The organism is Mesorhizobium sp. M0904, from assembly GCF_040319475.1.
GTDB lineage: Bacteria > Pseudomonadota > Alphaproteobacteria > Rhizobiales > Rhizobiaceae > Mesorhizobium.
Genome location: NZ_JAMYOC010000001.1, coordinates 37,491 through 50,500 on the forward strand (window position 1 = coordinate 37,491; position 13,010 = coordinate 50,500).

A 13,010-nucleotide genomic window follows, 5' to 3' on the forward strand; every position below is an offset into this window, starting at 1 on the left:
CGACGCGCTGCCTCCCATTCACGAACAACATCGAAGGCGATTATTCCTGTGAGGTCAAGGGAAATGACCAAATCCGAAAGACTTTGAAAACCAACCGCCTGAAATGCCTGAATTGCAGACAAACGCGCTCGCAAATTGGTCAGCGCGCCAATTAAGCCGGCAAAGTCCGACCGTGACTTGCCAAGCGCACCTGGCAGCCGTTCAGAGGATCTACGGCGCATTGCTGAATTGGCATATTCAAGACCTTGGCCTGGCGAGGGCGGTGCGGTTGCGCGGCCAATGCCGCCGCACTATGGCTAACGACCAACCCATGGGACGAAAAGCAATGGCAAAAGACGGCAGCGAGATGGGCGTCAACACGCGGCTCGCCCATTCCGGCAACAACCCGCATGACTATTTCGGCTTCGTCAATCCGCCGGTGGTGCATGCCTCGACCGTGCTCTATCCCAATGCGGCGGCGATGGCTTCACGCAGCCAGAGATACACCTACGGCACGCGCGGCACGCCAACCACCGATGCGCTGAACAGCGCGATCGATGCGCTGGAAGGTTCGGCAGGCACGGTCGCGGTACCGTCCGGCCTGGCGGCGGTGACGCTGCCGCTGCTCGCCTTCCTGTCGGCCGGCGATCATCTGCTGATCGTCGATTCCGTTTATCATCCGACCCGCAACTTCGCCGACACGATGCTGAAGCGGCTGGGCATCGAGGTCGAGTATTACGAACCGCGCATCGGCGCCGGCATCGCGGCGCTGATCAAGCCCAACACCAAGGTGGTGTTCACCGAATCGCCGGCCTCCAACACTTTCGAGGTGCAGGACATACCGGCCATCGCCAAGGCAGCACATGCCGCCGGCGCCATCGTCATGATGGACAACACCTGGGCGACGCCGCTCTACTTCCGCCCGCTCGACCACGGCGTCGACATCTCGATCCACGCGGCGACGAAATACCCGGCCGGCCATTCCGACGTGCTGCTCGGCACGGTGTCGGCCAATGCAGCTTGCTGGAATCAGCTTTGCGAGACGTTCAACACGATGGGCTGCTGCGCCGGACCGGACGACGTCTACCAGGTGCTGCGCGGCCTGCGCACGATGGGCGTGCGGCTGGAGCATCATCAAAAGAGCGCGCTTTCCCTCGCCGGCTGGCTGGAGGATCAGCCCGGCGTAGCGCAGGTGCTGCATCCGGGGCTGCCCAGTCATCCCGACCACGCTATGTGGAAGCGAGATTTTTGCGGATCGAGCGGCATCTTCTCGATCGTTCTCGCGGGCGGCGGACAGAAGCAGCAGCACGCCTTCCTCGACGCGTTGAAGTTTTTCGGCCTCGGCTATTCCTGGGGCGGCTATGAGAGCCTTGCCGTGCCGGTATTCCTTGGCGACCGCACAATCGCCAAGGGCCCGTATGACGGGCCGCTGGTGCGCCTGCAGATCGGGCTCGAGGATGTCGAGGATTTGAAGGCCGACCTGGCGCGCGGGCTGGCGGCGGCCGCTGATGCCTGAGCCAGCACCATTCCAGACTGAGTCAGAAAATCGGCGTAACAGCCTGGAAAAATTGCGATCCTGAGCGATATCACGGCGACCGATCGGTCGACTCTACAAAACAGGGGCGGCAGTGTGGTGAAGGCGGTAGAATAGTCTCTGCCAGTCCTTGAAACGGATCGAGGTTGGCCGGCGGGATCGGTCGGGAACCTTTTGTCGGCCGATGCATCCAATGTCGCGATGAGAAGCCTATCAGGAGATCGGCCATGCCTGCTGCGTTGACGGCAACGCCCGCCGCTTCCGGCGATATGCAGCTTGTCGGCCGCGCGCTGGCACGTGATGGCGATGCATTTCGCACCATCATCAAGACGCACAACCAAAGGCTCTACCGCATCGCCCGCGGTGTTGTGCGGAACGACAGCGAGGCCGAGGACATCGTCCAGGAGGCGTATGTCAGCGCCTTTGCCCATCTCGAGTCCTTTCGCGGCGATGCCTCGCTCGCCACATGGCTGTCGCGTATCGTCATCAACGAAGCCCTCGGCCGCTTGCGCAAAAGGCGGCGAATGGTAGCGATGCCTGAAAACCCGCAAGCCGAAATCATCCGGTTTCCCCTCAACCCGAGCGACGATCCGGAGCGGACGATGGCGCAACGGCAGATCCTTGAGCTTGTCGAACGGGCAACCGACAGTCTGCCCGATGTCTACCGGATCGTGTTCGTGGCGCGCGTCATCGAGGGATTGAGCATCGAGGAGACCGCCGAACTGCTTGGCGTGCGACCAGAAACCATCAAGACGCGGCTGCACCGCGCCCGCGCGCTGGTGCGCAAGGCGCTGGACGACCAGATCGGCCCGGTGCTGCTCGACGCCTTTCCGTTCGCGGGCCGGCGCTGCGAACGGCTGACCAATGCCGTGATGCAGCGGCTTGGTCTTTCCGGATAGGCCGCGGCGATTTTCGCGGGAACGTTTTCCCGTGACCTGCATCCAATGAGCATCACTGAAAACGAAGCCCGATGCAGTTCCGCGTCGGGGCGAAGGAGAGCATCATGTTTATTCGATCGACCACGGCACTGGCCGCAATTTTCCTGCTTGGCGCAGCGCCCTCGTCGCAAGCTGCCGACAAACCGACCGACCCGCAGATCGCACATATCGCCTACACAGCGGGCGTGCTTGACGTCGAGGCGGCCAAGCAGGCGCTGAAGAAATCGAAAAACAAGGAGGTCGTGGATTTCGCCAAGGACATGGTGCGAGATCACGAGGCGGTCAACAAACAGGCTCTCGACCTGGTCAAGAAGCTCAAGGTCACGCCTGAGGATAATCCGACCAGCAAAGCGCTGACCAAGGCGGCGGCCGAGGAACGTGCCAAGCTTGCCAAGCTCAAGGGCGCAGCGTTCGACAAGGCCTATGTCGCCAGCGAGGTGGCCTACCACAAGCAGGTCAATGGCGCGCTCGAAACTCTGCTGATCCCGTCCGCCAGCAATGCCGAGCTGAAGAGCCTGCTGGAAACCGGCCTGAAAATATTCCAGGGCCACGAACAGCACGCCGAACACGTCGCCGGCATGCTGAAGTGAGGATCGAGCCAATGATGTCGCGGCGGCATCTGTGGGTTGCTCTGGCATTGGCCATGGGTGCCGCGCCGGCCAAGGCCGAAACCATCGAGGTGACGATCGAGAAGCTTGTGTTTTCGCCGGCGAAGATCGAGGCGAAGGTCGGCGACACGATCAGGTGGGTAAACAAGGACGTGTTCGCCCACACGGCAACCGTCAACGGCGCCTGGGAAGTGATGATCCCGCCGAAGAAGGCGGCGAGCCTGACGGTGAAGAAGGCGGAATCGGTCGATTATTTCTGCCGCTTCCATCCCAACATGAAAGGCCATCTGACGGTGACATCGCCCTGACCGGCTAATGCATGCCGCGCAAAAGTGTGCAGCGGTTTTGCGACAACGACATGATGAAAAAGAGCCTAATGCGCGCCGCATGAGGTCGGTCGAATGCGACGCGCTTCTAGGCCGCCAGCCATGCCGTCCCGGCAAGAAGGGTGACCAGCGTCAACGGCAGGCCGACCTTGAAGAAGGCGATGAAGCCCAGCGGTTTGCCGGAGACCCGCGCGTGCTCGGCAACGATCAGATTGGCGACCGAGCCGAGCAACGTGAAATTGCCGGCCAGCGTCGAGCTCATGGCGACGACCAGCCAGGCCCGCTCGGGGTTTTCCAGTCCGGGCACGAACGGCTTCAGCGCCAGCACGGCCGGGACATTGCTCATGATGTTGGACAGCACCGCGGTGAAGCCGGACAGCCGCCACACATCATTCAGCCCAAGGTCTTTTGCCGAAGCGACGATGTCGGGCGTAAGCAGCGTCTTCTCGGCTCCGGCGACGACGATGAACAGCCCGGCGAACATGAACAGCAGCGGCCCATCGATCTCGCGATAGATGCGCTCAGGTTTGATGGCGCGGGTCAGCAACAGAATCGCGCCGCCGATCAGCGCCGCCTTGGCAACCGGAACGCCGGCAAAGAAGGCGATGGCCAAACCGATACAGACGACCACCGCCTTCAGCACCTGTCCCGGCAGCATGCGGCCTCGGTAGACTTCGGGGCTGAGCTCGGCCTTGCGCGAAAATTCGGCATGGTAAACGATGCGGACGATGACGATGACGGCGACGAGGCCGAACAGGGCCACCGGCGCAAGCGCCGCCGAGAAGGCCGGATAGGAAATCCCCGACAGGGCGCCGATGACCATGTTCTGCGGATTGCCGGTGATGGTCGCGACACTGCCGCAATTGGATGCGGTCGCCGTGGCGATCAGATAGGGAACCGGGTTGCGGTTGATGACGCGGGTGACATGGACGACGATCGGCGCCATGACCAGGCAGATAGCGTCGTTGACGAGGAATGCCGACAGGACGCCGGTCAACAGCGTCACCATCACCAGCAGCATGAATGGCGCATGCGCATGCTCGATGGCGAACCCGCCGAGCGCGCGAAAGGCGCCCGACACTTTCAGATGCGCCACGACGATCATCATGCCGAGCAGAAGCGTGATGGTGTCGAAGCTGATGGCGCGGTAGGCGTCTTCCATGTCCAGCGCGCCGATGGCGATCATCGCCGCACCGCCGAGCAGTGCTATCCCTGCCCGGTCGAGGCGCAGCCCGGGTATTCTGCCGACGGCAACGCCGGCATAAGTCAGGACAAGGATCAGCAGCGCCGCCGCGCCCATCGCTGTCATGTGTCGGAAATCCTATGCGACTGGCGAGTGAACCTGTCCCGAATGGACCTGTGAGATATTGGCGATCCCGACAGGATTCGAACCTGTGACCATCGGCTTAGAAGGCCGGTGCTCTATCCAGCTGAGCTACGGGACCGCTGGCCGGCCGCATGACCGGCGGATTGTGCCGGCAGGGCCGGTATGGGATCAATGCGTCCAGGGCGTCCTGCGGTCATAGCGGAAATTCTCCGCATAGGAAATCTGGCGGCGCTTGATTTCCTTCGGCTCCTCGACGCGGAAAGCCAGGCCTTCCTTCTCGGCATAGGCGACCGCCTCTTCTCTTGTGTCGAAGGTCAGCCTGATCTGGCTTCGCATGTCGCCGGACGTGGTGTAGCCCATCAGCGGATCGATCTTCTTGCGCTGCTCCGGATCGAATTCCAGCACCCAATGGCCGGTCTTGGCCTTGCCGGACTGCATCGCGGTTTTGGCTGGGCTGAAAATGCGGGCTGACATGACCACCTCATTGCTGGTTGCAAGCGCACGACCCCGACACCAGATTACTGTTCTCTGGCCATGCACTAGCCCGTCATTACTGCGCAATGCCGCCGGCAGCAAGGCCGATGGCTTTTTACGCTTGCTTTGGTGGGCTGAAATCACTAGGCAACAGACCGTTCGGAGTGTAGCGCAGCCTGGTAGCGCATCTGGTTTGGGACCAGAGGGTCGGGAGTTCGAATCTCTCCACTCCGACCATTCCTCACAGCGAATCTCATCGGCAGCGCAAGCGGATCACGCTCGAGCGGACGGACAGCACGAGCCTGCGCTGCCCGTCCGATACCCAAGCCGTCAGCCCTGGATGAAGGCCAGCAGATCCGGATTGATGATCTCCGGATGGGTGGTGCACATGCCGTGCGGCAGGCCCTTGTAGACCTTGAGCGTGCCATGCTTCACCAGCTTGATCGCAAGCAGCGCGGAATCGGCGATCGGCACGATCTGGTCGTCGTCGCCGTGCATAATGAGCACGGGCACGTCGAGCTTCCTTAGATCGTCGGTGAAGTCGGTCTCGGAAAAGGCCTTGATGCAGTCGTAATGGGCCTTGGCCCCACCCATCATGCCCTGGCGCCACCAATTGTCGACGGCGCCTTGCGAGACCTTGGCGCCCTCGCGGTTGAAGCCATAAAACGGGCCGGCCGGCACATCCCTGTAGAACTGGGCGCGGTTAGCGGCCAGGGCGGCGCGAAAGCCGTCGAAGACTTCGATCGGCAAGCCGCCGGGGTTGCTGTCGGTCTTGACCATAATCGGCGGCACGGCGCCGATCAGCACCGCCTTGGCAACACGGCCGCCGCCGCCATAAAGCGCGACGTAACGCGCCACCTCGCCGCCACCGGTCGAGTGGCCGATGTGGATCGCATCCCTGAGATCGAGATGCGCCGCCAGCGCCGCCACATCGGCGGCGTAGGTGTCCATCTCATTGCCGGTCGCGGTCTGCGACGAGCGGCCGTGGCCGCGGCGGTCATGTGCGATGACGCGGTAGCCCTTTTCGAGGAAGAACAGCATCTGGTTGTCCCAGTCGTCTGAGCTCAGCGGCCAGCCGTGATGGAACACGATCGGCTGGCCCTTGCCCCAATCCTTGTAGAAAATCTCGGTGCCGTCATGGGTGGTGAATGTGCTCATCGTCCTACTCCTTGATGGAAAAGTTGGGGGTAACAGGGAAGCTTTTAGCCCCCTCAGCTGGAAAAATTATAACAGTGCGGTCAGGGTGAGCATTGGCAAAACGGACATTCAACGTGGCAAAACTGACAAATGACGGCTGCGCGTGATCTGATCGAAATCGGCCTCGTCTTGTATCCCGGCGTGCAGGAAGCAGCCGTGCTCGGCCTGACCGATCTTTTCATGCTGGCAAACCGGCTGGCTGTCGAGCGGTCGCCGGACGCGGCGAGGCTTCGCGTCAGTCATTGGCAATTGGAGGACTCGGGCCACACCGTAGTCCGCAGCTTCGACAGCGAGCCCGGCGCCGACAATGAACCAGCCATGGTTATCCTCCCGCCGACGTTGGGGGATCCGATCGCTCGGGAAGCAGCCGCGCCCTATGCCGGCTGGCTCAGGGATCGCCACACGGCAGGCGCGACGCTCGGTTCGGTCTGCGCCGGCGCCTTCGTGCTTGCCGAGACCGGCTTGTTGTCCGGTCGCGCCGCGACGACGCACTGGGCTTATCGCGACGCGCTGGCGCTACGCTTCCCAGACATCCTGCTCGACGCCGACAGACTGGTCATCGACGATGGCGATATCATTACCGCCGGCGGCTACATGGCCTGGACCGATCTCGGCCTGAAGCTGGTGGACAGGGTGCTCGGGTCAGCCGTCATGATGGACACGGCGCGTTTCATGCTGGTCGATCCACCGGGCCGCCAGCAACGTTTTTACAGCCCGTTTGCGCCGCGATTGACCCATGACGACGAAGCGATCCTCAAGGTGCAGCACTGGCTGCAGGCGAACGGCGCGCGCGACGTGACGCTTGGCGCCATGGCCGAGCATGCGGGGCTGGAGGAGCGGACCTTTCTGCGACGCTTCCGCAACGCCACTGGCCTGAGGCCGACCGAATATTGTCAGCACCTGCGGGTCGGCAAGGCGCGCGAGATGCTGGAAACCACGATGCGATCGATCGACCAGATCGCCTGGGAGGTCGGCTATGACGATCCCGGCTCCTTCCGCAAGGTATTCGCCAGGATAACCGGGCTGGTGCCCGGCGATTATCGCCGGCGCTTTGGCGTGGAACGAGCCGCGATTGCAGGAGGTGAAAGTTGAGACCTGGCCGCCGCAATGGCGCTACCAGATGCATCTGACGGCAAGCTCGCCGGGCGAGAACCCCAACCACTCCATCCCGACGAGCCTACTACCTGATTTGATACGCAATCAGGACCGGGATTAGCCGGCAAGCTCTTTCTTGCAAGACAGATGCCAGCCTTTTTTCCCAAAATGGGACGGCGGCTGAACTGGAATCCTCTAAATCTCGAACTCGCCCTGCCCTTCATCCATGGCGCTGACGGTCTCGGCTGCTAGGGCGCGGGTGATCGGCGTCTTGCGCTCGAGCGCGGTGCGGTCGAGCCGTTCGACCACCCGCATTGCGGTGGCCAGCGAGCGTTCGATGCGGCGCACCAAATATTGCACGACATGCGGCTCGACCTCGACCTGGCGATCGGCGAACAGCTTTGTGATGACGCCGGCCAGCAAGAGGTCGTCGGGCTCGTGGATCTCGACGGTAGCCGCCGCCTTCAGCCGCGATGCCAGGTCGGGCAGCCGGACGCCCCAGGCAGAGGGAAAGCGGCGCGCCGTCAACAGTAAGGTCGAGCCGGCGCCGCGCACCGCATTGATCAGGTGGAACAGACCGTGCTCGTCGACCGGGCCGGCATCGACATCGTCGATCAGGGCCGGATGCGCACCAAGATTTTCGATGCGCTCGCCGATGCGGCCGGCCTCCACTTTGACCGCGTCGGCGCGGGTCTGCCAGATCGAGGCCAGATGGGTTTTTCCGGAGCCGGCCGGCCCGGCCAGCACGACAACCGGCGACGGCCAGTCCGGCCAGCGGTCGACAAGCGCCGCCGCCTGGCTGTTGGTGCTGGAAACGACGAGCTCGTCGCGCGAATAGCCGGTGCCGTGGCCTAGATCGAGCGGCAATTGGCGCGGCGGATCGATCTTGTCCGGCATCTGGCTCAACCGCGCGCGCCCCCGCGGCGGCGCACCTGCAGCGGCGGCACCGGCTCGTCGGCATGGCCCTTGTAGAGCGGCGATTCGAGATAGCGCGCGATGGCGAAGCGCACCAGAACGGCAACGGCGGCGGAAGCCGGAACGGCGATCAGCAGGCCGACGAAGCCGAACAGCGCGCCGAAGGCAAACAGCGCGAACATCAGCCACACCGGATGCAGACCGACGCTTTTGCCGACCAACCGCGGCTGCAGGATATTGCCCTCGATGAACTGGCCGACGAAGAACACGCCGGCCACCGCCGCGATCATGGTCCAGTCCGGCCAGAACTGGACGAAGGCGACGCCGACGGCCAGCACCAGGCCGGTCAGCGAGCCGACATAGGGGATGAACGAGATCAGCCCGGCAAACAGGCCGATGAGGATGCCGAAATTCAGGCCCGTCAACGTCAGGCCGGTGGCATACATGGCGCCCAGCACCAGGCACAGCGTGCCCTGTCCGCGCACGAAGCCGGCGGTTGCCGTGTTGATATCCCTGGCGATCGCCCTGACGGTCTTGACATAGTCGCGCGGCACCCAGCTGTCGACGATTGCCACCATGCGGTCCCAGTCGAGCAGCATGTAGAAGGCGACGACCGGCGTCACCACGAACAGGCTGACGACCGAGACCAGCGCAACGCCGGAGCTCCAGATCGAGGTGAAGACGGTGGTCAGGAGGCCGAAGCCGGAGGTCAGCAGCGAGTTCAAGCCTTCACGCAGGCCATTGGCGTCGACGCCGAATTTCTCTTCCAGCCATTTCGGGTCGAAGCTGGTGATCAGGCTCTGCAGCCGGGTCAGGTAGTCCGGCAGCTTGCTGGCGAAATCAGCCATCTGCGAGGCGAGCACCGGAACCAGGATGACGACGGCCAGCACCAGGACGACGATAAAAGCGACGAGGATGACCACCGTCGCCATCAGCCTGGACAGGCCGAGACGCTCCAGCCGGTCGGCGACAGGGTCGAGGAAATAGGCGAGCACCATGCCGGCAACGAAGGGCAGAAGGATGCCGCTGAAGACGTAAAGGAAGACGGCGAGGATGATGGCGCTGACCAGCCAGAAGCGGATCTGCCGGCGAAACGACGCCGATGCCGCAGCCTCCGCTGCCGCGGCTTCGGCCTCGGCGTCGATGGACCGTTCGTCAGGTGCCCGATGTTCAGGTGCCGGGTGTGGAGCCTTCGCCATAGCCGCTCATATGCCTCAGCCAAGCCACGAGATAGGCCGCGGCCGAAGCCACGGTCAAGACCCCGGACAGCAATATGAGGGCCGGCCTCAGCGGATCGAGACGGATGTCAAAGGCGAGTTCGCCCAACACCACTGCCGCCAGCACGATCTGGATCGCGGTGTTGGCCTTCGACACCAGGAGCGGCTTCATCTCAACCGGATGCGCCATGACGGTGGATAAAAGCACGGCGCAGACGATCAGTGCGTCGCGCGATACCATGGTAACGACCAGCCACAGCGGCAGTTCGCCACTGAAGCCCAGGACCACGAAAACCGAAACCAGCAGCAGCTTGTCGGCCATCGGATCGAGATAGGCGCCGAGCCTGGAAAACTGATTGAAGTGGCGGGCGATGAAGCCGTCGACGCCGTCGGAAATGCCGGCAATGAGGAAGCCGGCAAACGCCCAGTCCCAGCGTTCCTGCAGCATGGCCAGCACCACTGCCGGCACCAGCACGAAGCGCATGATCGTGATCATGTTGGGGATGGTCAAACGCATATCCCGTCGCTCTTGTTTGTCGATACATGATGGAGATGGAGGGTTACGGCAAGTGAGAAGCGACACAGAAGCTGCCAATCACCCCTCGAGGGCGCCAGCAATGAAATAGGTCAAGACAGATGTCGATTTCGGGGAGGCTCATTCGTCTCACGATGGGAAGCCGAAGAATTCGCCCAGACCTTCCTGGACCGCGAGCAAGGAAACGGACGCGATGACAATCACTATCACAGCTTTTGAACGATCGCCCGATGGCGGCAAGGGACTGGCGCGCGATACGCGCGTTCGCTGGGCGCTCGAAGAAGTGGGGCAGCCGTATGAGGTTCGTCTTGTTTCCTTTGCAGAAATGAAGGCGCCTGGCCATCTGGCCATCCATCCCTTCGGCCAGATCCCCACCTATGAGGAAGGTTCTCTCTCGCTGTTCGAAACCGGCTCGATCGTCTTTCACCTTGCTGAGCAGCATACGGGATTGCTGCCGAAGGATCGCAATGCCCGCGCGCGTGCGATCACGTGGATGTTTGCCGCACTTAACACCGTCGAGCCGCCGATCCTCGAATTAACGACGGCAAGAATATTCGAACGTGACAAGCCTTGGAGCGAGGAGCGCTTGCCGTTGGTAAAGGACCGTGTTCGGGCTCGGCTGGACAAACTCTCGGCCCACTTAGGCGTCGCCGACTGGCTCGATGATACGTTCAGCGCGGGCGATTTATTGATGGTGTCAGTGCTGCTGCGACTAAGAATGTCCGGCATTTTGGACGAATATCAAAACTGGCTGCCTATGTAGCGCGCGGGGAAGCACGGCCGGCTTATATCCGGGCTTTCACCGCGCAATTTGCGATCAACGCCCCATCAACCAGCATTACCTCATAAAGCTGAGCCGACAGCAGGTCTTTCTCAAGCTCATTGATATCTGGAACCCGGTTGGGGTTTGACCTGGATGCGCAATGGTGCCGATCGGCAGGTCGGCGGACAGCGCCCTGGACAGCGCCTCCCTCTGGCCTGCCGGCCATCTTCCCCTCAAGTGGGGAGATCGGCAGTTTCAGCGCCGTTATCCTTGCGGACCGAAACCGTTCATGCGAAGAGCCCGAGAAAGCAGGGAAAGAGTATGAGCAAGCGCAAGAACGGGCTCACCTATGCCGAAGCGGGCGTCGACATCGACGCCGGCAATCTCATGGTCGAGAAGATCAAGCCGCTGGTGCGCGCCACCCGCCGGCCGGGCGCCGATGGCGAGATCGGCGGTTTCGGCGGCCTGTTCGATCTCAAGGCAGCCGGCTTTACCGATCCGGTGCTGGTCGCCGCCAATGACGGCGTCGGCACCAAGCTGAAGATTGCCATCGATGCCGGCAAGCATGACACGATCGGTATCGACCTCGTCGCCATGTGCGTCAACGACATCGTCGTGCAGGGCGCCGAACCGCTGTTCTTCCTCGACTATTTTGCCACCGGCAAGCTCGATCCCGACCAGGGCGCTTCGATCGTCGGCGGCATTGCCGCCGGCTGCCGGCAGGCCGGTTGCGCGCTGATCGGTGGCGAGACGGCGGAAATGCCCGGCATGTATCACGACAAGGACTACGACCTTGCCGGCTTTGCAGTCGGTGCCGCCGAACGCGGCCAGTTGCTGCCGACCGACGACATCGTCGAGGGCGACGTGCTGCTCGGCCTTGCCTCGTCGGGCCTGCATTCGAACGGCTTCTCGCTGGTCCGCCGCATCGTCGCCGTAAGCGGCCTTGGCTGGGGCGATCCGGCGCCGTTCAATGACGAGGCGACGCTGGCCGAGGCGCTGCTCGAGCCGACGCGCATCTACGTCAAGTCGATCCTCAAGGCGATCCGCAACACGCATGGCATCAAGGCGCTGGCCCATATCACCGGCGGCGGCTTTCCCGAAAACATCCCGCGCGTTCTGCCCAAGGATTTTTCGGCCGAGCTCGATCTCGGCGCCATCGAGGTGCCGCCGGTGTTTTCGTGGCTGGCCAAGACCGGCGGCGTCGCGCCGGAAGAGATGATGCGCACCTTCAATTGCGGCATCGGCATGATCCTGGTCGTCGCCTCCGGCCAGGCGGCGCAGGTCGCCGCCGTTCTGCAGGAGGCCGGCGAGACGGTGACGCCGATCGGCCAGATCGTGCCGCGCCGCGATGCCGGCGTCATCTATCGGGGCTCGATCGGCCTATGACCAGAAAACGCACCGTAGTGCTTATTTCGGGGCGCGGCTCCAACATGACGGCGCTGATCGCGGCGGCGAGCAACCCGGCCTATCCGGCCGAAATCGTCGGCGTCATCTCCGATCGCGCCAATGCCGCCGGCCTCGGCATCGCCGCGGCGCGCGGCATCGCCACCAGGGTGATTTCGCGCTCGGACCATGCCGGCAAGGAAGCGCATGACGGGGCGATCGACGCGGCCCTTGTCTCTTTTGGCGCCGAGATCGTCGCGCTGGCCGGCTATATGCGCATTCTCGGCGCGCGTTTCGTCGAGAAGTGGCAGGGCCGCATGGTCAACATCCACCCTGCCCTGCTGCCTGCCTTCAAGGGGCTGGATACGCATGCGCGGGCGCTCCGCGCAGGCATGCGCATCCATGGCTGCACAGTGCATTTCGTCACGCTCGACATGGATGACGGGCCGATCATCGCCCAGGCCGCGGTGCCGGTGATGGTCGGCGACAATGAGGATACGCTGGCCGCGCGCGTGCTCAAGGCCGAGCACCAACTCTATCCGCTGGCGCTGGGGCTGGTCGCCGAAGGCAAGGCGCGGATGGAAGGCGGCCGCACGGTGTTTTCGCGCTTCGCCGACGATGCCGACAACGCCGCGTCGGTGGTGATCGCGCCCGACCCGCTGCGCGAAGAGACCGACCTCGAGCACCTGGCGCGGATCACCCCGTGAGGGTCCGTAGAA

13 protein-coding genes, 2 tRNA genes and 1 pseudogene are annotated in these 13,010 nt (G+C 63.0%); 9 read left to right on the forward strand and 7 right to left on the reverse strand.

The features are described from left to right. Window positions 1–325 precede the first annotated feature (325 nt). From NKH80_RS00220 to NKH80_RS00235, 4 genes are all read left to right on the forward strand, one after another. Window positions 326–1,495 (forward strand): cystathionine beta-lyase, encoded by a 1,170-nt coding sequence (locus NKH80_RS00220; RefSeq protein ID WP_352649731.1) that lies wholly within the window; start codon window positions 326–328, stop codon window positions 1,493–1,495. Between the two features lie 245 nt (window positions 1,496–1,740). Beyond that, window positions 1,741–2,412 carry an RNA polymerase sigma factor gene (locus NKH80_RS00225; RefSeq protein ID WP_352508880.1) on the forward strand — a complete coding sequence of 224 codons (672 nt, stop codon included), beginning with the start codon at window positions 1,741–1,743 and terminating at the stop codon, window positions 2,410–2,412. A 104-nt stretch (window positions 2,413–2,516) separates the two neighbouring features. Continuing rightward, window positions 2,517–3,041, forward strand: a complete 525-nt coding sequence (locus NKH80_RS00230; protein WP_254820743.1) for a DUF4142 domain-containing protein — start codon at window positions 2,517–2,519, stop codon at window positions 3,039–3,041. Window positions 3,042–3,055: 14 nt separating this feature from the next. Further along, entirely contained in the window at window positions 3,056–3,367 is a 312-nt protein-coding gene (locus tag NKH80_RS00235; protein WP_352508883.1) for a cupredoxin domain-containing protein, read from the forward strand. Window positions 3,368–3,473: 106 nt separating this feature from the next. On the opposite strand, the gene NKH80_RS00240 is transcribed toward NKH80_RS00235, so the two are convergent. From NKH80_RS00240 to NKH80_RS00250, 3 genes are all read right to left on the reverse strand, one after another. Further along, on the reverse strand, window positions 3,474–4,694 hold the full coding sequence (locus NKH80_RS00240; RefSeq protein ID WP_352508881.1) for an anion transporter: 1,221 nt from the start codon (window positions 4,692–4,694) through the stop codon (window positions 3,474–3,476). A gap of 59 nt (window positions 4,695–4,753) precedes the next feature. Then, window positions 4,754–4,830, reverse strand: a tRNA-Arg gene (locus NKH80_RS00245). Between the two features lie 50 nt (window positions 4,831–4,880). Next, a complete protein-coding gene (locus NKH80_RS00250; RefSeq protein ID WP_352479279.1) occupies window positions 4,881–5,186 on the reverse strand; it encodes an ETC complex I subunit in 306 nt (101 codons plus the stop codon). A gap of 160 nt (window positions 5,187–5,346) precedes the next feature. Between NKH80_RS00250 and NKH80_RS00255 the strand changes: the two genes are divergently transcribed. Beyond that, a tRNA-Pro gene (locus tag NKH80_RS00255) sits at window positions 5,347–5,423 on the forward strand. Between the two features lie 93 nt (window positions 5,424–5,516). Here the strand turns inward: NKH80_RS00255 and NKH80_RS00260 are convergent. Beyond that, on the reverse strand, window positions 5,517–6,344 hold the full coding sequence (locus tag NKH80_RS00260) for an alpha/beta fold hydrolase (RefSeq protein ID WP_352479278.1): 828 nt from the start codon (window positions 6,342–6,344) through the stop codon (window positions 5,517–5,519). Between the two features lie 129 nt (window positions 6,345–6,473). On the opposite strand from NKH80_RS00260, the gene NKH80_RS00265 reads away from it, so the two are divergent. Next, window positions 6,474–7,475 carry a GlxA family transcriptional regulator gene (locus NKH80_RS00265; protein WP_352988936.1) on the forward strand — a complete coding sequence of 334 codons (1,002 nt, stop codon included), beginning with the start codon at window positions 6,474–6,476 and terminating at the stop codon, window positions 7,473–7,475. A gap of 198 nt (window positions 7,476–7,673) precedes the next feature. Here NKH80_RS00265 and hdaA read toward each other — a convergent pair whose 3' ends face one another. From hdaA to NKH80_RS00280, 3 genes are read right to left on the reverse strand one after another with little or no spacing between them, the layout of a single operon-like run. After that, window positions 7,674–8,375: a DnaA regulatory inactivator HdaA gene (gene hdaA, locus NKH80_RS00270; RefSeq protein ID WP_352705431.1), complete on the reverse strand. Its 702-nt coding sequence runs from the start codon at window positions 8,373–8,375 to the stop codon at window positions 7,674–7,676. A 5-nt stretch (window positions 8,376–8,380) separates the two neighbouring features. Then, window positions 8,381–9,592 carry an AI-2E family transporter gene (locus NKH80_RS00275; RefSeq protein WP_254820263.1) on the reverse strand — a complete coding sequence of 404 codons (1,212 nt, stop codon included), beginning with the start codon at window positions 9,590–9,592 and terminating at the stop codon, window positions 8,381–8,383. After that, window positions 9,564–10,121 carry a CDP-alcohol phosphatidyltransferase family protein gene (locus NKH80_RS00280; RefSeq protein ID WP_023677645.1) on the reverse strand — a complete coding sequence of 186 codons (558 nt, stop codon included), beginning with the start codon at window positions 10,119–10,121 and terminating at the stop codon, window positions 9,564–9,566. Before NKH80_RS00280 ends, NKH80_RS00275 begins: the two co-directional genes overlap by 29 nt. Before the next feature lie 217 nt (window positions 10,122–10,338). Here NKH80_RS00280 and NKH80_RS00285 point away from each other — a divergent pair. The 3 genes and pseudogenes from NKH80_RS00285 (at window position 10,339) to purN (ending at window position 12,998) form a co-directional block, all read left to right on the forward strand. Continuing rightward, window positions 10,339–10,994: pseudogene (locus NKH80_RS00285) on the forward strand (glutathione S-transferase family protein). A 235-nt stretch (window positions 10,995–11,229) separates the two neighbouring features. Continuing rightward, window positions 11,230–12,294: a phosphoribosylformylglycinamidine cyclo-ligase gene (purM, locus tag NKH80_RS00290; RefSeq protein WP_352472623.1), complete on the forward strand. Its 1,065-nt coding sequence runs from the start codon at window positions 11,230–11,232 to the stop codon at window positions 12,292–12,294. Further along, the gene (gene purN / locus NKH80_RS00295) at window positions 12,291–12,998 is read left to right on the forward strand and encodes a phosphoribosylglycinamide formyltransferase (protein ID WP_352705304.1); all 708 of its coding nucleotides are present in this window, start codon (window positions 12,291–12,293) and stop codon (window positions 12,996–12,998) included. Before purM ends, purN begins: the two co-directional genes overlap by 4 nt. The last annotated feature ends 12 nt before the right edge of the window (window positions 12,999–13,010 follow it).

Bases quoted from the DNA above. Each gene is read 5' to 3' on its own strand.
- NKH80_RS00220 (WP_352649731.1), top strand. From the start codon at position 326: ATGGCAAAAGACGGCAGCGAGATGGGCGTCAACACGCGGCTCGCCCAT.
- NKH80_RS00225 (WP_352508880.1), top strand. From the start codon at position 1,741: ATGCCTGCTGCGTTGACGGCAACGCCCGCCGCTTCCGGCGATATGCAG.
- NKH80_RS00230 (WP_254820743.1), top strand. From the start codon at position 2,517: ATGTTTATTCGATCGACCACGGCACTGGCCGCAATTTTCCTGCTTGGC.
- NKH80_RS00235 (WP_352508883.1), top strand. From the start codon at position 3,056: ATGTCGCGGCGGCATCTGTGGGTTGCTCTGGCATTGGCCATGGGTGCC.
- NKH80_RS00240 (WP_352508881.1), bottom strand. From the start codon at position 4,694: ATGACAGCGATGGGCGCGGCGGCGCTGCTGATCCTTGTCCTGACTTAT.
- NKH80_RS00250 (WP_352479279.1), bottom strand. From the start codon at position 5,186: ATGTCAGCCCGCATTTTCAGCCCAGCCAAAACCGCGATGCAGTCCGGC.
- NKH80_RS00260 (WP_352479278.1), bottom strand. From the start codon at position 6,344: ATGAGCACATTCACCACCCATGACGGCACCGAGATTTTCTACAAGGAT.
- NKH80_RS00265 (WP_352988936.1), top strand. From the start codon at position 6,474: ATGACGGCTGCGCGTGATCTGATCGAAATCGGCCTCGTCTTGTATCCC.
- hdaA (WP_352705431.1), bottom strand. From the start codon at position 8,375: ATGCCGGACAAGATCGATCCGCCGCGCCAATTGCCGCTCGATCTAGGC.
- NKH80_RS00275 (WP_254820263.1), bottom strand. From the start codon at position 9,592: ATGGCGAAGGCTCCACACCCGGCACCTGAACATCGGGCACCTGACGAA.
- purM (WP_352472623.1), top strand. From the start codon at position 11,230: ATGAGCAAGCGCAAGAACGGGCTCACCTATGCCGAAGCGGGCGTCGAC.
- purN (WP_352705304.1), top strand. From the start codon at position 12,291: ATGACCAGAAAACGCACCGTAGTGCTTATTTCGGGGCGCGGCTCCAAC.